Annotated in this window: 18 protein-coding genes; 16 read left to right on the forward strand and 2 right to left on the reverse strand. The window is 27.7% G+C overall.

The genetic code is table 11. The features are described from left to right. Window positions 1–6 precede the first annotated feature (6 nt). The 4 genes from HF850_RS05735 to HF850_RS05750 all read left to right on the forward strand — a co-directional run bounded on the left by HF850_RS05735 (window position 7) and on the right by HF850_RS05750 (window position 4284). Complete coding sequence (locus HF850_RS05735; protein ID WP_169104518.1) at window positions 7–1011, forward strand: alpha/beta hydrolase; 1005 nt, start codon at window positions 7–9, stop codon at window positions 1009–1011. Between the two features lie 229 nt (window positions 1012–1240). After that, window positions 1241–2479, forward strand: a complete 1239-nt coding sequence (locus HF850_RS05740) for a trypsin-like peptidase domain-containing protein (RefSeq protein ID WP_169104519.1) — start codon at window positions 1241–1243, stop codon at window positions 2477–2479. Between the two features lie 147 nt (window positions 2480–2626). After that, window positions 2627–3001 (forward strand): carboxypeptidase-like regulatory domain-containing protein, encoded by a 375-nt coding sequence (locus HF850_RS05745; protein ID WP_169104520.1) that lies wholly within the window; start codon window positions 2627–2629, stop codon window positions 2999–3001. A 140-nt stretch (window positions 3002–3141) separates the two neighbouring features. Next, window positions 3142–4284 (forward strand): ABC transporter substrate-binding protein, encoded by a 1143-nt coding sequence (locus HF850_RS05750; RefSeq protein WP_169104521.1) that lies wholly within the window; start codon window positions 3142–3144, stop codon window positions 4282–4284. A 70-nt stretch (window positions 4285–4354) separates the two neighbouring features. On the opposite strand, the gene HF850_RS05755 is transcribed toward HF850_RS05750, so the two are convergent. Beyond that, a complete protein-coding gene (locus HF850_RS05755) occupies window positions 4355–5485 on the reverse strand; it encodes a glycosyltransferase family 1 protein (protein ID WP_169104522.1) in 1131 nt (376 codons plus the stop codon). Between the two features lie 123 nt (window positions 5486–5608). Between HF850_RS05755 and HF850_RS05760 the strand changes: the two genes are divergently transcribed. The 3 genes from HF850_RS05760 (at window position 5609) to HF850_RS05770 (ending at window position 8445) form a co-directional block, all read left to right on the forward strand. Further along, a complete protein-coding gene (locus tag HF850_RS05760; protein ID WP_169104523.1) occupies window positions 5609–6628 on the forward strand; it encodes a CotS family spore coat protein in 1020 nt (339 codons plus the stop codon). A gap of 202 nt (window positions 6629–6830) precedes the next feature. Next, window positions 6831–7364, forward strand: coding sequence for a spore coat protein (locus tag HF850_RS05765; RefSeq protein ID WP_347564411.1), 534 nt, complete (start codon window positions 6831–6833; stop codon window positions 7362–7364). 43 nt (window positions 7365–7407) lie between these two features. Continuing rightward, entirely contained in the window at window positions 7408–8445 is a 1038-nt protein-coding gene (locus HF850_RS05770) for a CotS family spore coat protein (RefSeq protein WP_169104524.1), read from the forward strand. A gap of 59 nt (window positions 8446–8504) precedes the next feature. Here HF850_RS05770 and HF850_RS05775 read toward each other — a convergent pair whose 3' ends face one another. Next, the gene (locus tag HF850_RS05775; RefSeq protein WP_169104525.1) at window positions 8505–9647 is read right to left on the reverse strand and encodes a glycosyltransferase family 1 protein; all 1143 of its coding nucleotides are present in this window, start codon (window positions 9645–9647) and stop codon (window positions 8505–8507) included. 109 nt (window positions 9648–9756) lie between these two features. Here HF850_RS05775 and HF850_RS05780 point away from each other — a divergent pair, with 109 nt between their 5' ends. The 9 genes from HF850_RS05780 to HF850_RS05820 all read left to right on the forward strand — a co-directional run bounded on the left by HF850_RS05780 (window position 9757) and on the right by HF850_RS05820 (window position 20551). Continuing rightward, window positions 9757–10755 (forward strand): CotS family spore coat protein, encoded by a 999-nt coding sequence (locus tag HF850_RS05780; RefSeq protein ID WP_169104526.1) that lies wholly within the window; start codon window positions 9757–9759, stop codon window positions 10753–10755. A 127-nt stretch (window positions 10756–10882) separates the two neighbouring features. After that, on the forward strand, window positions 10883–11743 hold the full coding sequence (yabG, locus tag HF850_RS05785; RefSeq protein WP_169104527.1) for a sporulation peptidase YabG: 861 nt from the start codon (window positions 10883–10885) through the stop codon (window positions 11741–11743). Window positions 11744–12087: 344 nt separating this feature from the next. After that, window positions 12088–12330 (forward strand): Veg family protein, encoded by a 243-nt coding sequence (locus tag HF850_RS05790; RefSeq protein ID WP_169104528.1) that lies wholly within the window; start codon window positions 12088–12090, stop codon window positions 12328–12330. A gap of 326 nt (window positions 12331–12656) precedes the next feature. Then, the gene (locus HF850_RS05795; protein WP_169104529.1) at window positions 12657–14225 is read left to right on the forward strand and encodes an SPOCS domain-containing protein; all 1569 of its coding nucleotides are present in this window, start codon (window positions 12657–12659) and stop codon (window positions 14223–14225) included. A gap of 176 nt (window positions 14226–14401) precedes the next feature. After that, window positions 14402–15247 carry a cyanophycinase gene (locus HF850_RS05800; RefSeq protein ID WP_169104530.1) on the forward strand — a complete coding sequence of 282 codons (846 nt, stop codon included), beginning with the start codon at window positions 14402–14404 and terminating at the stop codon, window positions 15245–15247. Next, complete coding sequence (gene cphA / locus HF850_RS05805; RefSeq protein ID WP_169104531.1) at window positions 15219–17834, forward strand: cyanophycin synthetase; 2616 nt, start codon at window positions 15219–15221, stop codon at window positions 17832–17834. Before HF850_RS05800 ends, cphA begins: the two co-directional genes overlap by 29 nt. 90 nt (window positions 17835–17924) lie before the next feature. Next, a complete protein-coding gene (gene ispE / locus HF850_RS05810; RefSeq protein WP_169104532.1) occupies window positions 17925–18767 on the forward strand; it encodes a 4-(cytidine 5'-diphospho)-2-C-methyl-D-erythritol kinase in 843 nt (280 codons plus the stop codon). Window positions 18768–18835: 68 nt separating this feature from the next. Then, window positions 18836–19549, forward strand: a complete 714-nt coding sequence (gene spoIIR / locus HF850_RS05815) for a stage II sporulation protein R (protein ID WP_169104533.1) — start codon at window positions 18836–18838, stop codon at window positions 19547–19549. A gap of 12 nt (window positions 19550–19561) precedes the next feature. Beyond that, window positions 19562–20551: a tRNA 4-thiouridine(8) synthase ThiI gene (locus HF850_RS05820; protein ID WP_169104534.1), complete on the forward strand. Its 990-nt coding sequence runs from the start codon at window positions 19562–19564 to the stop codon at window positions 20549–20551. Window positions 20552–20577: the final 26 nt, after the last annotated feature.

A 20577-nucleotide genomic window follows, 5' to 3' on the forward strand; every position in this document is an offset into this window, starting at 1 on the left:
TTTATTATGAAATTATTATCTCATTCTAATGGTCTTCATACTGTTAAAAAAGAGAAAATAAACAAAGTAAAAGTCATAAAGAGAATTGTAATTTTTATAATGATTTTAGTTGCAGTAGGATTTATAATTCAATCAGTAGGTAAAACTATTGACAATCAAAAATACAAATCTAGATTTAAGTATGTAAGAATAGATGGTAATAAGATGGAGTACCAGATAAGGGGAACTGGTGAATATACTGTAGTCTTTGATGGAAATATAGGTACTAATTTATATCAGTGGGATAAAGTATATAAAACAGTTGAGGAACAGGATAATGTATCAGTTTTTAGGTACAATAGATGTGGATATGGATTTAATGATTTAAAAAGTGAGATGACTCCAGAAGAGCAGGCAAAGGCTTTAAAATCACTGCTAAAAAAAGCAGGAGCATCGGAGCCATATATTCTAGTAGGAGAAGAGTATGGATGCCTGGTTATGACGAATTTTGCTAAATTATATCCAGACTCTGTTGCAGGTGCAGTTCTTATTAATCCTATTGATGAAAGCAAACTTAGTGATGCAAATATCAGTAAAGTTATTAGAAATAAATACTATAGAAGTAAAATAGAAGACTTTGGATCTAATTTTTCATTAACATTATTGATGGATAAGATGGGATTAACTACTGAAAATGCTTATTTTGAAGAAAATTTAAATGAAAATGAAAAAGAAGAATTTGAATGCTTTAAAAATAAGAACACATATAGAGGTGCTATATCAAATGAGTTAGGTAATTTATATGAAAGAGTATCAGACAGTCAAGATCAAGGAGTATTCGAAAACAAACCTCTTTATATAGTAACAGATGATGCTGATATATCTATTAAGAACATGGGGGATGAAGATAAAACCACAGTTTATATAGAGGATACATCATACGATAGTCCATATTCTATGTCTAATTCAGACAAGGTAATATCTGATATTAATAGTGTATTAAAACAGGCTAGAAAGCTATCAAAAAAATAAATATTATTATAAAATCTATAGTATAAATATAAACTATAGATTTTTTTATACTGTCATTTGTTTGACACATAATTTTTTTATACTAATATTAAAGGATGGGTAATAATATTCTATATGAAAAGTTAAAATATTATTAATTTTAATATATGTATATAATTTTTAAGTGAGTAACTACCATAGTAAATGCGTTAAGATATAGTATTAGAAATAAATATAGGAGGAACAATTTATGTATAATAACGAAAATAATAATTTTATTGATGTGGAAGCATCACCAGTTAATGAAGCGGATCAAACTGTAGGAGGGAATAGTTATAACGGAAATAACAATTTTCATAATAAACCTAAAAGAAAGGGAAAAGCAAAGTTTTTAGGAAAAATTGCAGGACTTGTAATTGTAGCAATGGCAGGGGGAGTATTTGGAAGTGGAATTACTTACTATGCTATGAATAGAGGAACTTTAGGTACATCTGCAGTAAGTAAAAATGTAACATATGTACCACAATCTTTTACACAAAGTTCTGATGATGCAATGTCAGCTGCTGATGCATTTAACAAAGTTTCACCAGCAGTAGTTATTATTTCAACTGTATCTGATTCTGGTTCAGTAAACATGTTCGGTGGAACTGGAGAAGTTGAAGGTATGGGATCTGGGTTTATAATAAATGAAGATGGAGATATCCTAACTAATTATCATGTTATAAATGGAGCTAAAGAAATAAAAGTTACATTAAGCGATGGAAGAGAAGTAAATGCTAATGTAGTTAACTATGATGCAGATAAAGATATAGCAATGATAAAATTAGCTGAAGGAACAAAGGTTCCTGCTGTTGCAGAACTTGGAGATTCTGATGAAATATACCCAGGGGCAGAAGTTATTGCAATTGGAACACCTCTTTCTAAAAATCTTGCATATACATTAACAAAAGGGGTAGTAAGTGGAAGTAATAGATCTGTTGACAGTGGAAACGGTAAATCTATGAATTTAATTCAAACTGATGCTGCTATAAATTCAGGTAATAGTGGTGGTCCATTAGTAAATACAAAAGGACAGGTAATTGGGATAAATTCAATGAAACTTTCTTCACAAGCAAGTAGCTCAAATGCTTCTGTTGAAGGTATAGGATTTGCAATTCCAATAAATGAAGTTAAGGTTCAAATAGATACATTATCAAAACAAATGGTTAACCTTGGAATAAAGATTAGAGTTGTAGATAGTTCTTTATCTCAAAGATATAATTTAGAACAAGGATTATATGTTGCAGAGGTTGAAGAATATTCACCAGCTGAAAAAGCAGGAATGAAAATCGGTGATATAATAGTAAAATGTGATGGAAAAACTGTTACTACTTTTGATGAATTAAAAGAAATAAAGAATAGTAAAAATGTTGGAGATACAATGGAAGTAGAGGTAATCAGAAATCATAAACCTGTTGATTTAACTGTTACCCTAGAAGAAGCTAAATAATACTAATATACTATAGGTATATTTTTTATTATATCTATAGTGTATTTTTTGAATTAAGATATTGGCATAATATTATTTAAAGATGCACCAAAATACATTATTTTCATATTTTATTAATATAAATAATAACTTATGGAGGTAAAGATAATGAGCGGAAGAGTAAGTGTTTGTTCCATATGCCCTAGAGAAAATGAACAAATTGATGCAGTTATTAAAATTGGAAAAGAAAAGAGAAGTGTAATATACGGAACAGTTGTAGATGAAGATAATGATCCTGTAGCTGATGCTGTTGTAAAGCTACTTCAGATTTGTCCAAAGGGTATAGTTCCATTAACTCATACTTTTACTGATCAATATGGTCAATTTTTACTTGGGCCTTTATATCCAAATCAAAGATATATGCTAAAAGTATATAAAGATAATATATGTATAAGATATGAGTCATTAAAAACATCATGTTATGAAGGAAAATATATAGGCAATAAGTGTTCTAGAGAAAATTCTTGTGATGATGATTATTAGAAAATAATATTTTTTTGCTATTTGATATTTGAAGTAGTTAATATAAAAAGTTCTCTTATATAGGGAACTTTTTATGCTATACTTAATATTGTTATAAATTAATTAATATCGTATAAAAGTAAGAGAGGTAAAGCATTATTATGAAAAATAAGATTAAATATACTGTTGTATTTTTTATAATTTTGGGATTTGGTATAATAAGTATTAATTTATTTAACCCACAGAAAGAACAGCAGATAAAGGGGCATATTGAAATTTTAGCTACTGATAAATCATATGATTTTCTCACTTTGTGTGCTGATAAATTTATGGAGACAAACCCTAAGACTACGGTTACTATAACTAAAATGAATAATTATTCAGAATTAGAAGAATTAATGGATAATACATTAAAGAATAAATTATCTAATGTAGGAGAAGCAAATAGACTTACTCTTGAGAACATTGGGATGGATAAATTAAAACCATATGAAAATGCAAATACACTTTTAGATACATATGAGAAAAATTTTGCAAAATATAGAATAGAGCAGGTTGAATATAATGGAAATGCTATAGGTATACCATTAACATCAAGACCTTTAGTTCTCTACTTACGAGAAGATATGTTAAAACAATATAATTATGATAGAGCTGATTTTAATACATGGGATGATGTTATAAGAATAGGAAAAGATATTTATGAAAAAAGTGGTGGTACAGTAAGGATACTTAATGCTACTGACCAAGATTATAAGGATTTAGTTGATTTACTTATAATGGAGAATATGACAAATGATTTAACAGAGGATGAGATTATAGAAAAAGTAAATTCTAAAATGGATGAATTAAAAAATAATAATATAATTAATTTAACTAATGGAGGAGAATTTTTAGCAAGAATTTCTTCTATAAATGCTATGAAAGAAATTGCAGCAATAGAAGAAAAGTGCCAATGGAGTGTAGGTACAGTTCCAAGTCTGCATGCAGGTACAAATAAGTTTTACTCAGCTGATGGGTCAAATATAATAGTATTAAGCGAAAATGCAGATAATCAAAAATTAATAGATAAATTCATAACGTATGTAATGACAAATACTAAAGATGGAATAGAATTTGTAAAAAATGGAGATTTCTTTTCTAGTTACTTATATACTTATAAAAGTACTGAAATAGAAAAGCATATGAATAATTTTTATGGAGCAAGTCCTTTGGTAGTTATGAGCAATGTTGAAGAAAAAACTTTACCTATGGGAAATTATAATAAGTATATTAAGATAAAACAGAAATTAATTACAGAATAATAAAACTCAGATTTTATGCATAATGTATTTTTAATACTTCAATGCAGATAAGGTCTGAGTTTTTTTATTTTTATTTAATCTTAGATGAAACAATTTTAGCATATGCTTCTAATGTTTTTTTTGCTGTATTTTCCCATGAGAATTCTAAACTTCGTTTATAGCCTTTTTCACTATATTGTAATTTAAGAGAATCACTATTTAATAAAGTAACAATAGATGATTCAAGTTCATCATCTTTAGCAGGATTTATTAAAATTGCTGCATCATCTGTGACTTCTGGAATAGATGAAATGTTAGAAGTAATTACTGGAGCTTTGCAGCTCATTGCTTCAAGTGGTGGTAGACCGAATCCCTCATATAGAGAAGGGTATATAAATGCATCACATCCACTGTATAGAACAGGGAGCATATCATCTTCTACATATCCGCAGAAAATTATCTTATCATCAAGGTTATTATTCTTTACATATTCAAAAATTCTATTACCTTCATCTTTAAGTGAACCACCTAAAAGAAGCTTATAAGGTTTATTTAAGCTTTTGTAGACTTTATTAAAAGCTTTTATTATACCAAAAGCATTTTTTCTAGAACTGAATCCTCCAAGGTATAGAATATAAGATGTATCTATATTATAAGTTTTGTTTACATATAACTGACAATCTTTTTTATCTAATGGTCTAAAATTGCTATTAGCAGCTAATGGAGTCACAAATATTTTTTCTTCAGGATAAAAACTAAAAAATTTTAATATATCTTTTTTAGAGTATTCAGAAACAGTAATTATTGCATCTGAATTTGAAATTATACTCGGCATATCTCTTAAAAATCTTTCAAGATATCCTTTTCCAACAGTTTGGGGCATAATATATGGAATAAGGTCGTGGATGGTTACAACTGTAGTTGTCTTTGAGTTAAATTCAAATCCAATTCCGTTTTGAGGAATATGATATAAATCAATATTGTTTTTTTCTAGACTATTAGGAAAATAATATTTCTCGTAGAAGGTGCCATGTTTTCCCGAAGAAAATATTATATGCGTATTATCTTTATTATAATTTGAGTTATATTTTGCAGAACAAAACAAGGTGAATTCATCTTTTGGATCTAGATTTATCATTTGTGAAATAAGATTATCTGTATATGTTCCTATTCCAGTACCATGATATAAAAATGCACCTCGCGCATCTATAGCAAATTTCATGTAAACACCTCAATAAACTGTATATATTATAGAGTATTAGTAGAGGGTAAAGATTGTGAATATAAATCACAATAAATTATTTCAGCACATATAATAAGGAGAACGATATTTGGTGGTTAGTTTATGGATAAAGGTATTGATGGTTTTAAAATAAAAAAATATATAGAGGGAAATTATAAAATTGCTGTAAATACTGTGGAGAAAGTTAAAAATAGTTATAAAATTGTTGGAACGGATGATGAGGGATACTGCCTAAAGATAGTTAAATATGAATTTTCTCATTTTTATTTTATATATTCTGCAATAAAACATCTTCAAAAGAATGGCTTTTCAGATATTCCTGAATTTATAGCTGACAAGTATGGAAGGGAGTATGGAAAGTTAGATAATAAATATGTGTACTTAACAAAATGGATTCCATCAAGAGTAAGCAATTATGATAATCTTATAGAATTGTCTTTAGTAGCTGAAGAACTTGCAAAGCTTCATAAAAGAAGTAGGGGATTTATTATTAATAATAAAATGAAGCCTAGAATAGGATGGTTCTCATGGGAGAAAGTATTTGATACAAGAAAAAATGAAATGTTAGATTTTAAAGATAGGATAAGCAGAAAGTTTTATAAATCAGATTTTGATTTATTGTACTTAGAAAATATAGAAAAAGAAATAAATAGAGCAGAAAAAAGTATAGATGGATTAAAAAAGAATAATTATTTTAAAGTTATGGAGAAAGAAGTTTTCAAGGGGGGATTCTGTCACCACGATTATGCACATCATAATATTCTAGTAGATAAGTGTGGAAAGCTTAATATTATAGATTTTGATTATTGTATATTAGATTCACATATTCATGATTTAGCTTCGCTACTTATTAGATCTATGAAAGATGGAAAGTGGGATTCACGTAAAGCTGATTTTATTCTTAATTCTTATGAAAAGGAAGTAGAAGTAGAAAATTATGAGATACCTATTATAAGAGAATTTATAAGGTTTCCTCAAGCTTTCTGGCAGATAGGGATTCAAGCATATTGGGAAATGCAGCCATGGGGAGAAGAATTTTTTATTAATAAGTTAAAAAAATATTTATGTGATTGTGATGAACGTGAAGATTTTATAGAGAGTTATTTTAAAGGGGGAGATTAAAATAACTGAATATTTAAGTTCTAAAGGAATAAATATTATAGGTAAGTATTTTTCTTATGATAAAAATATAGATAGAAGAGCATATGAAAATCAAATTAAATTAATTGTCCGTACACAAAAAATACTTTTAGGATGTAGTTTTGAAAAACTTGAAAGATTTCAAAGTGTAATAGGTAAAGATATTGAAGGATACAAAGTGCAGATGAAAAAACTAAAAAGAAATTATGACTTTTTACTAGATAAGCATCAAAAGAATGAAGCTGAGAAATTATTAATTTCTGAAGGAAATAGAATGTTGCAGAAAGGAAATGAGTCAATTAAATATATTTATGAACATGGATATTTTACTGTCATTGAAAGAAGTATGAATCGTGAAGAAATATGTATAGGGAGAGCTGATGCAGGAAACCTTAGAACTAATGGTGATAAGATTGAAATTGGTATAGATAAGGGTATGGTTTATGACCTTGTAGAAGAAGACATGTATAGATATATAAAGAGACTTCAGCGAAAAAAAATAAATATAAATGAAGAGGAATTTATAAAACTATTTGTTCATTTATCACATCTTTCGTTTGATAGCATTCATTATTTAAAAGGTTTATGTACTTATCCAAGAGATTTTTTAAGAACATGGGAAAAGTATATAGAAAATAAAAAAAATAAGTCTATAGATGAGTATTTTATAATGCTAAAAAACAGTCTGAAATATGAAAATAAGAATTTTATTTCATAAATAATTCATACTTAGGCAGGTAGTATAATTTAGGAGGAAATATATGAATAGGATAAGATATTCAGAAAAAAATTATCTTTGTGAGTATGATCTTAGTCTAGAGTTTTTCAATGAACTTGGTATAAAAATCAATGATGTTACACCACTTAGAAAGGTGTTTATATTATCTACTGATAATGGACGTAAGATACTTAAGAAGGTTAATTATGATATTCCAAGGATTAATTTTATAAGCGATTCTCTTAAATATGTGAAAAAAGATTATAAGAATATAATAAGTTATAATGTCCTTAAAAATAAGAAAAATTATTTAAAATGGAACAACGATTTATATGTAGTTATGGATATTTTAGAAGGAAGAGAAGCTTCTTTTACAAATCCTGTTGAGATAAGGTTATGTGCTGAGAATATAGCATTAATGCATAATGCTTCTCAAGGAATAAGAGAATATTTAAATAATAAATATGCTACAGATGTATTAGATGTTTCAATTATTGATAAGTATATATATGCATATGATGATCTTAATAAAATAAAAAAAATGGTATTAGAATACGATCATAAGAATGAGTTTGATGAACTGTTTATGGATAATGTAGATAAATATATTGGTGAAATAAATATTCTCATAGATAGTCTGAAAAAAAGTGATTATTTGTATTTAAGATCTTTAAAAGATAAAATTACTATCTGTCATAATGATCTTGCATATCACAATTTTCTTATAAAAAATCAAGATGTGAGTATAATAGATTTTGATTTTATGACTATTGACCTTAGAATAAATGATTTAGCAGATTTTGTGCTTAAAGCAATTAAAAATGCTGCCTTTGATATGAATAAAATGGATATGGTTATAGATTCTTATGAAGAAATAGCTCCATTAGATATGAAAGAGAAAAAACTTATGTCATATATACTTAGGTTTCCAAAAGATTTTTATGCAATATCAATGGACTATTACTATAAAAAGAAAAAGTGGGATTATGAAGTATTTTTAAATAGACTAAAAGGAAAATTGAACAATGAAATTTATAGGCTTGAACTTATTGACACACTAAATCAAAAATTCAAAATATAAACTAAAATGAACTTAATCTTATGATTAAGTTCATTTTAGTTTATATTGATTAAGTGTTATTAAATCTTATCATGAGTAATATTATTATAAATAATAGATCTATATGCATTTATAGTTCCAAGAGCAGTTTTATTCCATGAAAATTCACTACTTCTTGTAAGGCTTTTTTTAACCATAGTTAATTTTAAAAGGCTATTATTCAAAACTCGCTGAATATCATATGAAAGCATATCAATATCATAAGGATTTATTAATAAAGCAGATTCATAACAGACTTCAGGAAGTGAAGTTACATTTGATGCTATTACAGGAGTACCACAGGCCATGGCTTCAAGAGGTGGAAGGCCAAATCCTTCATAAAATGAAGGATAGACTAAGACTTCAGCTGCATTATAAAATAAAGGCATGTCTTCTAATGGAATAAAATCAGTAAAGACAACTTTATCTAAAATACCAAGTTCTTCTGCACGATGTTTATAATCATAGTATGAAGGTCCTTTGCGCCCTATTATAACAAGCTTATATGTTTCTTTTAATTCATAAGGAAGTTTTGAATATGCTTCGATTAAGCCTTTTATATTCTTTCTAGGACTAAATCCGCCTACATATAGAACAAAATCTTCTTCAATACCGTATTTTTGAGTTATAAGAGCTTTAGACTGGCATTTGCTAAGAGGTTTGTATATATCTTCAGCAGCAAGAGGTGTAACGTATATATTTTCTAGTGGAAAATTAAATTCTTTTGAAATATCATTCTTTGAAAATTCGGACACAGTTATAATTCCATCACAATTATCTAATATTTTAGGAAGTTCATTATTGAATATTCTTATATATCTATCACTTACTGTTTCGGGCATTCTTAAAGGAATTATATCGTGAAGGGTAATTACTTTTTTACAGGATATATTTTCAGAAAGACCTACCCCATTTTGAGGGACATGATATATTTCAATATCAGATGAACTTAATGCGTTAGGAACCTTTATATCATCCCAGAAACTATCAGAAGATATAGAATCTACAAATTCTACAGAAAAATTTTTGCCTAGGTTGTTTAATAAATCACATTTGGGCATAAAAATTAAATAATCATTATCAATATCTGTATTACTTAAATTTCTAATGAGCTCATGAGTATAAGTGCCTATTCCAGTACCTCTATACCATTTTGCAGCCCTGCCATCTATTCCTATCTTCATTATTGATTCCTTCCAAAGTATTTATCTTATTGTATTATATTAAAAGAATATAAAAAATGTTAATAAAAGGAATATAATATACATATAAATATTACAGGAGGTGAGAACTATGATGAGGGAATTTGAAATAGAGAGACAGTTTAATATTAAGATAGAAAAAATTAAGGCTAATAAAGGTGTATACTATCTTAAGACTGATAAAGGTGAAAGATGCTTAAAAAAGATTAATTATGGTCCTCAGAAGTTATTATTTGTATATGGTGCAAAGGAACATTTAAGAAAAAATGGTTTTTCTAATCTGGATAAGTACTATCTTAATACAGAGGGTGAACCATATGCATTAGTTAATGAAGATTTATATACTTTATCTGAATGGTTAGATGGGAGAGAATGTGATTTTCACAATATAGAAGAAGTAAAAATAGCAGCTAAAACTTTAGCAGAGCTTCATGAAGCATCTAAAGGATATGATCCACCGGAAAATTCAAAACTAAAAAGCGATCTTGGAAGATGGCCTCATCTAATGGAAAAAAGAATTAAATCATTAGATAAAATGCGTGATATGGTGAGAAAGAAAAATATAAAAAATGATTTTGATATGCTTTATATACAATCAATGGAGTTCTATAAGGATCTTGGTAAAAAGGCATTAGAAACATTAAAAGAATCGGATTATTATGAGCTTTGTATGTACGCTGAAAATGAAAAGAGTTTTTGTCATCATGATTTTACCTATCACAATATAATACTAAGTGATAAAATGGACGTGCATATTATTGATTTTGACTATTGTAAGAGAGAACTTAGAACATTTGATATTAGTAATTTTATGACTAAAGTATTAAAACGTGTAGATTGGAATATGGATTTTGCAATAGCTATTATGGATACTTATAATTCTGTATCAAAACTTAAGGATGAAGAGTACAAAGTACTATTTGCATATCTTGAATTTCCACAAAGGTACTGGAGACTTGCAAATAGATATTACTACAATGAAGTTAATTGGGGACAAAATACATTTGCAGGGAAGCTAAGTTCCATAATAGATGAACAGAAAAAGTATCTAGATTTCTTGGAAAAATTTAAAATTGAATATAAAATATAATATTTATTTTTGAATGAGTCCTATTGAATTTTAATTAGTCAATAGGATTTATTATTTTATTGAAACCTTTTGTATTAATAGTCCATATTATGAAAGTATATAAAAACAATATATTTAGGAGAAAGTAATGCAGATAGGAGATATTGTAGTAAGGAAATCTTATGGAAAAGATATAACATTCAAAATTATTGATATGAAGAAAGTAGGTAATGTTGAAAATATAATATTAAAAGGTATCAATATTAGAATAATAGCTGATTCAGTAGAGGATGACCTTGAAGAAGCAGAAGAAGATGGTGGGTCTAAGGATAGGATATTAAATACTAGAGTAAATGAAGCTATAAAAAACGCTTTAAGGTTCAGAGGTGGAGTTAGAGATAAGGTAGATAAGTCAGCAAAGATAAAGAATAAGCAGGAATTAATGTTTGGAAGGCCAGGTAGAATACTTCACGTTGATGGAGATAGTGAGTATATGGAAACATGCCTGAAAGTATATAAGCAATTATCTCTAGATGCAGTAGGAAAGACAATACCAGAAAAAGAGCAGCCAGAAGTTATTGTTGATTTAGTTAAGGAGATTAAGCCTGATATAGTTGTTTTAACAGGGCATGATAGTGTAGTAAAAGCTCCTAGAGATTATCTTGATTTAAATAATTATAGGAATTCTGAATATTACCTTGAATCTGTTAAGAATTTAAGAAATTATAATTCTAGTTATGATGAGCTTGTAATATTTGCTGGAGCATGTCAGAGTTGCTATGAAAGAATTTTAGATGTAGGTGCTAATTTTGCTTCATCTCCTAATAGAGTACTTATACATTGCCTGGACCCAGTCTTTGTATGTGAAAAAATAGCTTATACAAGAATTGATAAAGTAGTATCAATTACTGATGTTATAGAAAATACTATAACAGGTATGAAAGGAGTTGGAGGAATTCAGACAAGAGGAAAATATAGAGAAGGATATCCCAAATCAATTTATATTTAAAGGTGAATTATATATGATTTAAAATATTTAATGGATAATAGATAAAAGCAGTTTTGTTTAGATTAGTAATATTAACATATAAGTTAATATTACTATAATTTATTATTCATTAATAATTTTTTTAGTAAGCAGGGTGTACTATATAAATTTAAATAAGATTATTAATAAAAAAATTAATTATGTATAAAATATAATTTGTTGCAGATAATAGAATGACTTAGTAAAAAAATAAAGTCATAGAAAAATGTTCGTATTGACAAAGTACTATGAATAGTGATAAAATATTTGATTTTATTGACAAAAAATAAATTTAATGTATAATTTATATGAAAGAGGGTGTGTAAATGGAAAAAGTAAAAACAATTGCTTCTATAAAAAGTGACATAAAAAGTCATGTTGGCGATGAGGTAACTTTAAAAGCTAACGGTGGAAGAAAAAAGATATTAGTCAATGATGGAATAATAGAGAGTGTTTATCCTAGTATTTTTGTTATAAGACTAAAAAATGACACCCAAAGGACAGTGACATATAGCTATTCAGATGTATTAACAAAAACGGTACAATTAGTGTTTCCGGCAGGAATATAAACTTCGATTTTTCGGGGTTTTTTCTTTGTTTGAATAAAGAAAAATACATAAAAAAAGAAAGATGGTGGGTTTCCATCTTTCAACTATGGTATAAAAGGGTATTGAGAATTTATGAGAGGTTATATGGTCAATAACCAATTACTATATTACGACAATATAAGTATATTGTCAATAAAAAAATAAAAAAATATAAATAAAAGTTTAACTTTGTAGTTAAACGTCATAATTAATGTAATATTGAATGGTTTTGTTATATATATAATTGTCATAAACTTATCTTCTAAGGTATATACATAAGTAGTAGGAATTTATAGGAGGTATTAAGTATGGCAGATATTGATGTTATCAAAGAAAATGTTCAATTTGAACAGCTGTTGAAAGAAGATAGTTCTAATTGTGTATTAAAAGATGAATATTTAATTCCAGATACTCACCCTGATGTTGAAGAAATATTAACAGTTGAATGTAAGCCTATGATAATGAATAAAGAAGTAGTTGGAGATAAAATTTTATTAGAGGGAAAAGTTGAATATACAGTAATATATTTAGCAAGAGAAGATAGTCTTGCTGTAAATTCGGTAGATTATTCTCAAAAGTTTACAAGTAGTATTGACTTAAGCCCAAGTGAACATAAGGTTATCTGCGAAGCAGAGTGCAAATTAGAACATATTGAAGCTTCAATAATGAATGAGAGAAAAATATCTATTCAAGGAATATTTGAAATCGACTGGGAGCTTTATAAAAGTAATGAATTTGAATTTGTTAAGGACATAGAAGGAAATGATGACGTTGAAGTATTAAAGAAAACTGAAATGATAAATAGGATAAGTGCTAGTGATGATATTGAGCTTAATGGAAAATCAATGATAAGAGTTGGTATGGATAAACCACAGATAAATAAAATATTAAATTACTCAATAATGCTTCATAAGAAAGAAGTAAAAATATTAGATGATAAAGTTTATGTAGGATGTTATTGTAAATTAAATGTTCTTTATAAAGGGGATAACTGCAAAGATGTAATAAGTTTAGAAGATGATGTTTATTTATCTAAGGAACAAGAAATGAGTGGTATTACAGCAGATATGACACCTTCAGTTTCTTTTGAATTATTAGATAATGAACTTATGCTTGAAGAAGATGATCTTGGTGAAGTAAGGATAATAAATACTGAATTTATAGTTAAGGCTCATGTAAAGGTATTTTCTAAAGAAAATATTGATATTGTAAAGGATGCATATTCACCAGAATGTTTATTGGATTTAAAGAAAGATGAATATGAGGTTGGCATACTTCAAGGTATAAATAATACAGAATCATTAGTTAAAGATAATATTCAGCTTACAGATTCAGATCTTAGACCTGAACAAATAATATCATCTAATGCAGCTGTTATACTTACAGATAAAGAGATAGCTCAAGACAAAGTGATTGTTGAAGGTATAATTAAAGCTGATATATTATACAAAACAGCTGATGAAGAAAAATATTTGTCTGATATTAAAGCAGAAATTCCATTTTCATCAATGATAGATATTGCTGGAGCTAAAGAGGGAATGAAAGCGATAATAAGAGCTGGTTTAGAGAGTATTGAAGCTGCTATTGAAGGAAATACAATAGCTGTTAAAGCTAATCTTTTTTTAAGTGGAAAAATTCTTTATGAAATAAATAAGGAATTTATATCTGATATAATTGAAGAAGAAGGAGAAAAACCTGAAAAGAAAGCAAGTATAACAATATATGTTGTTGGTGAAGGCGATAGTCTTTGGGGATTAGCAAAAAAATATAGCACAACATTGGAACAGCTTAAATCTATAAATGAGATTGAAGAGGAAGACTGTATTGAACCAGGACAGAAATTAATTATTCCAGGAAGAGCTATTTTTAAAAATTAATTAATGTATATGTGTTTAAGTCATTGTATTATTCTACAATGACTTTTTTTCTGTTAAAAATTTTAATACAAACATAAATTATTACTAGTTTTACCTTATATTTTATATAGAAAATTATGAATAATTTTAAAATTTAGTGGAAATAATAAGTAATACGTGATATGAGGTGATAAATTTTGGATAATAAGCTGATTGGAAATCTAATAATAATTGGCGGTGCAGAGGATAAAGAAGGAAAAAAAGAAATTTTAAAAAAGGTATGTAATTCAATAAATAAAAATGAAGATATGCTTTTAATAGCTACTATTGCTACAGAATATCCTGAAGAAGCAGCTTCAAAATATAATAAAGTATTTAGTGAGCTAGAAGTAAAAAATATAAAAATATTAGATATAGGTGAAAGAATACAGGCTTTTGATGAAGAAAATATAAAATTAATTAGCAAAGCCTCTTTAATATTTTTTACAGGAGGAGATCAGCTTAGAATTACTAGTCTTATAGGCGGAACCCCTGTTTACGATGCGTTAAAAAAATCAGTACAAAATGGAACTTTTATGGTGGGTACATCAGCAGGAGCTTCTGTAATGAGTGATACTATGATTGTTCAAGGTGATAATGACGATTCACCTAGAAAGTGCACTTTAAAAATGGCTCCAGGTCTAGGATTTATTAAAGATGTTATTATAGATCAGCATTTTGCACAAAGAGGAAGAATAGGAAGACTTCTTGCAGGAATAGCGCAAAATCCAGAAGTTTTAGGTATTGGAATAGATGAAAATACAGCAATAATAGTTGACAAGGATGGAATTGTTGAGGTTATTGGAGAAGGTGCAGTTTATTTTATAGATGGAACAACAATTACATATACAAATGTATCAGAATTACATGGCGATGATATTTTGAGTATGCATAATATAAAATTACATGTTCTAACTGGTGGAGAAAAATTTGATTTAATAAAAAAGTTACCTTTTGAGGAGGAAAAATTTAAAGATGAAAATAACGCAGAAGAGGGTATATGAAGGACAAAATATATATTCTCATAAAAAATGTATAAGAATAGATGTGGATTTGGAAGGGTATTGTGAAATACCAAGTAAAGATATACCAAATTTTAATTTTAATTTAATAAAACTTATACCCGAATTAAAGGAGCATAGATGTGGAATTGATGAAATAGGTGGTTTTGTTAAAAGGTTAAATGAAGGAACATATCTAGCTCATGTGTGTGAACATATGATAATAGCTATTCAAAATAAGTTGGGCATTGATGTTGTGTATGGAAAGGCAAGAGAAATTGAAGGAGATTTTTATTATATAATAGTTCAGTATGAATATAAAAATACTGCTATAAAAGTATGTGAATTATCTGTTGATATTATAAATTCATTTATAAAATGTATTCCTATTAACTTTGAGGAAAGATTAAATATAATAAAAAGAATTCTTGTTCAAGAACAGATGGGGCCTAGTACTAAAGCTATCTGCCGTGCAGCAGAAGAATATAATCTTCCTGTTACTGAACTTTATGATAGTGGTATTTATCAAATTGGATATGGAAAAAAGGGAAGATTAATAGAAGCAGCTATTGGACAGAAAACAAGCTGTGTAGGTGTAGATATTTCTTGCGATAAACTTCTAACTAAACAGTTATTGAAAAGTCAAAATATTCCTGTATCAGAAGGCGATAAAATAAATAATAGTATAGATGCATTAAGACAAGCAGAATATATTGGGTATCCTGTAGTTTTAAAACCTAGGTTTGGAAGTAAGGGGAAAAATGTAATTCTTAATATACGAAATGAAAAGGAACTTATTAATGCATATATTAATTTAAGAAAGAAACAAAAAGATATTATAATTGAACGTTATTTTAATGGGAATGATTATAGAGTATGTGTTGTAAATTATAAAGTGGTAGCTGTATCTTTAAGAATAAAACCATTCGTAATAGGAAATGGTAAAGAAAATTTGAAAATGCTAATAAGTAAGCTTAATAAAGATGACTTAAGAGGTGAGGATCATGAAAAACCTCTTACAAAAATAAAATTTGATGAAGAACTTATGAGATGCCTTGAAAAGCAAAATATTACACTAGACTATATTCCTAAGGTTAATGAAAAAATTATTCTTAGAGAAAATGCAAATTTATCAACTGGAGGATTTGCAATAGATTGTACCGATGAAATTTGTAAAGAAAATATAGATTATTGTATACGAAGTGCAAAAATATTAGGAATTGATTTATGTGGAGTAGATATTTGTACTGAGGATATAAGTGTACCTATAAGTGATAATAATGGAATAGTTATGGAAGTTAATGCTGCTCCGGGTATAAGAATGCATCATTTTCCTTCAAAAGGTAAGAAAAGAGATGTTGGTAAAGCTATTGTAGATATGTTATATGATGAAAAGCCAAAGAGTATACCTGTTATTTCAGTAACAGGAACAAATGGAAAAACTACAACTGTGAGATTGATTGCTTATGTGTTAAGAAAAATGGGATACAACATAGGAATGACTAGTACTGATGGGATTTATTTAAATGATAAATGTATTCATAATGGGGATGATTCTGGATTTGATAGTGCAAAGACTATATTGTTAAATCCAGATGTTGATGTAGCAGTTTTAGAAACAGCAAGAGGAGGAATAATACGAAAAGGTCTAGCTTATAATATAGCTGATATAGGGGTAATTACAAATATAACAAATGATCATTTGGGGAATGATGGTATAAATTCAATGGAAGAATTATGCTTTGTAAAATCTCTTGTGGCTGAAGCTATAAAAGATGATGGATTTGCAATCATAAATGCAGATGATAAGTATAGTAAAACTATTATTAATAGAATAAAGTCTAATATAATATATTTCTCAAAATCAAATAAGAATGAGTTGATTTTAAAAAATATACAAGATGGAAAAAAAGCAGTTTTTATTGAAGATAATTCAATAGTTATGGTAAATAACAAAAAGAAATATAAGTTAATAGATATAAATGATATTCCTATATCATTTAATGGTAATTTAGAATATAATATTGAAAATGCAATGGCAGCAAGTGCTGCGCTTTTAGGATTGAATGTAGATTACTGTATGATAGAAAAAGGGTTGAAGTCATTTAAATCTGATAGTAAAGATAATAAGGGAAGATTTAATATCTATAACTATAACGGAAGAAAAATAATATTAGATTATGGACATAATATAGAAGGTTATAGAGCGGTCATATCCTCTCTTAATAAGATGAAAAAGAATAATAATCTTATTGGGGTAATAGGAATACCTGGAGACAGAGAAGATGCTGTAGCTTATGAAATAGGAAAGATATGTGCTGATGGGCTTGATAAAATAGTAATTAAAGAAGATAAGGATAAAAGAGGAAGAAAGCCTGGAGAAATTGCAGAATTATTGAAAAAGGCTATATTAAAAAATAAAAAAGATTGTAATTTAAGTATATGTCTTGATGAGATTGAAGCTTTGGATCATGCTGTAAATATAAGTAAAAAAGATGATATAATCATTGTATTTTATGAAAAACTTAACAGCTTAGTTGAATATATTAATGATGATATTCAAAAATATAATAAAGTATATAAGGCATAGACTAGATTTAATTCCCTACATGTGCATTAGACAGGATATTTTACCTATGATAAAATGTTATTAATTAATGTAAGGAAAGGACATAGAAGTATGAAAATTAAGGCCTATGCCAAAATTAATATTGCATTAGATGTTGTTGGAAAAAGAGATGATGGATATCATTTATTGAAAATGATTATGCAGACTATAGATTTATACGACATAATTGAATTAGAAAAGTGTGATTCAGGTATTAATTTAAAGTGCAATAAGCATTATGTACCTACAGATAATAAGAATTTAGCGTATAAAGCTGCGAAGCTATTTATGGAAACTTACTCAATAACAAGTGGTGTAAATATTAATATAATTAAGAATATTCCGGTATCAGCAGGTCTTGCAGGAGGAAGCACTGATGCTGCAGCTGTAATAAAATTAATGAATAAGTTATTTAATATAAATGCTGCTGATGATGAATTAGAAAAAATAGCTTTAAAGATCGGAGCAGATGTGCCATATTGTATTAATGGTGGAACAGCATTATGTGAAGGAATTGGTGAAAAAATAACTAAGCTTAAGCCATTTAAAGATAAAATTGTGGTTTTAGTAAAGCCACCTTTTGGAGTATCAACTAAAGAAGTATATAAAGCATTTGATTTATCAAAAGTTGTTTTTCATCCAAAAACTAATGATATTATTAAAGCGATGGAAAACGATGATGTACATTTTGTAGCTAATAATATGAGAAATTTATTGGAAAATGTTACACTTAAAAAACATAAAGTAATATCTAATATAAAAGCTGAAATGAATGAAAATGGTGCAATTTCAAGTATGATGAGTGGAAGCGGGCCTACTGTTTTTGCTTTTTTTGATGATATGTTTAAAGCGCAGAATTGCTATGATGAAATGAAAAAGAAATTTAAAGATGTATATATAACAAGAACTATATAATTTATAAATATTTTTGTGTATAAAAAACCCCTATGTGGTAATAATTAAGCTACAAAGGGGGTTTAATTATGAGAAAAAAAACAGTTTTTATAGTATTATTAAGTGTGTTATTATTTATATCTAATATATTAAGTGGATGTGCTAGTGGTGTATTAAGTGCAAAAACTCTAAATAATAATTTTAATTCTAATACAGGTGTCAATGTTAAAGTATTAGATTATGATAAAGTAAGGAATTCATTAATAAGGTTTCATGTAATTGCCAATAGTGATAGTAGCGAAGATCAGAATTTAAAGATAAAAGTAAAGAATCAAGTTATTGATTATTTATATCCTTATTTGAATAATTCTAAATCGTTAGATGAATCTAGAAGAATAATTAAAGCTAATATGCCAGAAGTTGAGAAGATAGCAGAAAAAGTTATAAAGGATAATAATTATAATTATGATGTTAAAATTCAGTTGTCACGAGAAAACTTTCCGGAAAAATCTTATGGTAATATAGTACTACCACAAGGTAATTATGAAGCTTTCAGAATAATTATTGGAAGTGGACAAGGGAAAAACTGGTGGTGTGTTATGTTTCCACCTTTATGCTTTGTAGATGAATCTAAAGCTGAAGTGGAATACGATAAGGTAGAAGAAAGAATAAATTCAGAGAGTGAATTAAATACTGTTAGCAATGATGAAAAAATAGAATTAGATGAACACAAAAGCGAGTCTGATAATTGTGTACAAATAAAATTTAAGTTTATTGAAATAATTGAAAAATTATTTGACTAGGGGGAGTATCATATGACAAGAGCATTAGCGATGGTATCAGGAGGTCTTGATAGTATATTAGCAGCTAAGCTGATTAAAGAACAAGGAATAGAAGTAATAGGAATATGTTTTAGATCGTATTTCTTTAATGAAGAAAATGCAAAGAGAATGACTAAACAAATAGACATTCCATTAGAAGTTGTAGATTTTTCAAAAGAGCATTTTGATATGGTTAAGCATCCAGATCATGGATGGGGAAAAAATATGAACCCATGTATTGACTGTCATGCTATGATGATGAGATATTCAGGAGAATTATTAAAAAAATTCAATGCTGATTTCATAATTACAGGAGAAGTTCTTAATCAAAGACCAATGTCTCAAAATAGATCAGCATTAGATATTGTAAAAAAACAATCTGGGTTTAGCGATAAGATTTTAAGACCACTTTGTGCTAAGAATTTAAAACCAACTCAAATGGAAATTGACGGTTTAGTTGATAGAGAACAATTATTAGATATATCAGGAAGAAATAGAAAACCACAAATGGCATTGGCTGAAAAGTGGGGAATAAAGGATTATCCATCTCCTGCAGGAGGATGTAAGCTGACTGATCCAAATTATTCTATAAGATTAAAAGAAGTTTTAGATAGAAAAAAGGAAGTTTCAGAGAAAGATATTAATTTATTAAAGTATGGAAGACACTTTGTTACAGAAAATAATACAAAGATAATAGTATCAAGAACAGCAGAAGAAGGAAAATCTCTAAAAGAATTATTAAATTCTAATGACCTTATGTTTATGCCTGTTAACTTTACTGGCGCTATGGTAATAATTCCAGAAGGAAACATTCCAAATGAAGATGATATTATAATTGCGTGTAAATTAGCAGTTAGATATAGTAAGGGAAAAGATCAAAAAGAAGTTGAGGTTAAGTTTGGACGTGTTTCCACTAATTTTAATGAAAATAGATCTGTAAGCGCTATAACTCAAGAAGAAGCAGATAAGTATAATGTGAATTAACATATCTAAAGAATTGGAGGAATAGG

The sequence above is a fragment of the Clostridium sp. SM-530-WT-3G genome (genome assembly GCF_012843905.1).
GTDB lineage: Bacteria > Bacillota > Clostridia > Clostridiales > Clostridiaceae > Clostridium.

Coding starts and splice junctions, on each gene's coding strand:
- HF850_RS05735 (WP_169104518.1), top strand. CDS start 7: ATGAAATTATTATCTCATTCTAATGGTCTTCATACTGTTAAAAAAGAG.
- HF850_RS05740 (WP_169104519.1), top strand. CDS start 1,241: ATGTATAATAACGAAAATAATAATTTTATTGATGTGGAAGCATCACCA.
- HF850_RS05745 (WP_169104520.1), top strand. CDS start 2,627: ATGAGCGGAAGAGTAAGTGTTTGTTCCATATGCCCTAGAGAAAATGAA.
- HF850_RS05750 (WP_169104521.1), top strand. CDS start 3,142: ATGAAAAATAAGATTAAATATACTGTTGTATTTTTTATAATTTTGGGA.
- HF850_RS05755 (WP_169104522.1), bottom strand. CDS start 5,485: ATGAAATTTGCTATAGATGCGCGAGGTGCATTTTTATATCATGGTACT.
- HF850_RS05760 (WP_169104523.1), top strand. CDS start 5,609: ATGGATAAAGGTATTGATGGTTTTAAAATAAAAAAATATATAGAGGGA.
- HF850_RS05765 (WP_347564411.1), top strand. CDS start 6,831: ATGAAAAAACTAAAAAGAAATTATGACTTTTTACTAGATAAGCATCAA.
- HF850_RS05770 (WP_169104524.1), top strand. CDS start 7,408: ATGAATAGGATAAGATATTCAGAAAAAAATTATCTTTGTGAGTATGAT.
- HF850_RS05775 (WP_169104525.1), bottom strand. CDS start 9,647: ATGAAGATAGGAATAGATGGCAGGGCTGCAAAATGGTATAGAGGTACT.
- HF850_RS05780 (WP_169104526.1), top strand. CDS start 9,757: ATGATGAGGGAATTTGAAATAGAGAGACAGTTTAATATTAAGATAGAA.
- yabG (WP_169104527.1), top strand. CDS start 10,883: ATGCAGATAGGAGATATTGTAGTAAGGAAATCTTATGGAAAAGATATA.
- HF850_RS05790 (WP_169104528.1), top strand. CDS start 12,088: ATGGAAAAAGTAAAAACAATTGCTTCTATAAAAAGTGACATAAAAAGT.
- HF850_RS05795 (WP_169104529.1), top strand. CDS start 12,657: ATGGCAGATATTGATGTTATCAAAGAAAATGTTCAATTTGAACAGCTG.
- cphA (WP_169104531.1), top strand. CDS start 15,219: ATGAAAATAACGCAGAAGAGGGTATATGAAGGACAAAATATATATTCT.
- ispE (WP_169104532.1), top strand. CDS start 17,925: ATGAAAATTAAGGCCTATGCCAAAATTAATATTGCATTAGATGTTGTT.
- spoIIR (WP_169104533.1), top strand. CDS start 18,836: ATGAGAAAAAAAACAGTTTTTATAGTATTATTAAGTGTGTTATTATTT.
- HF850_RS05820 (WP_169104534.1), top strand. CDS start 19,562: ATGACAAGAGCATTAGCGATGGTATCAGGAGGTCTTGATAGTATATTA.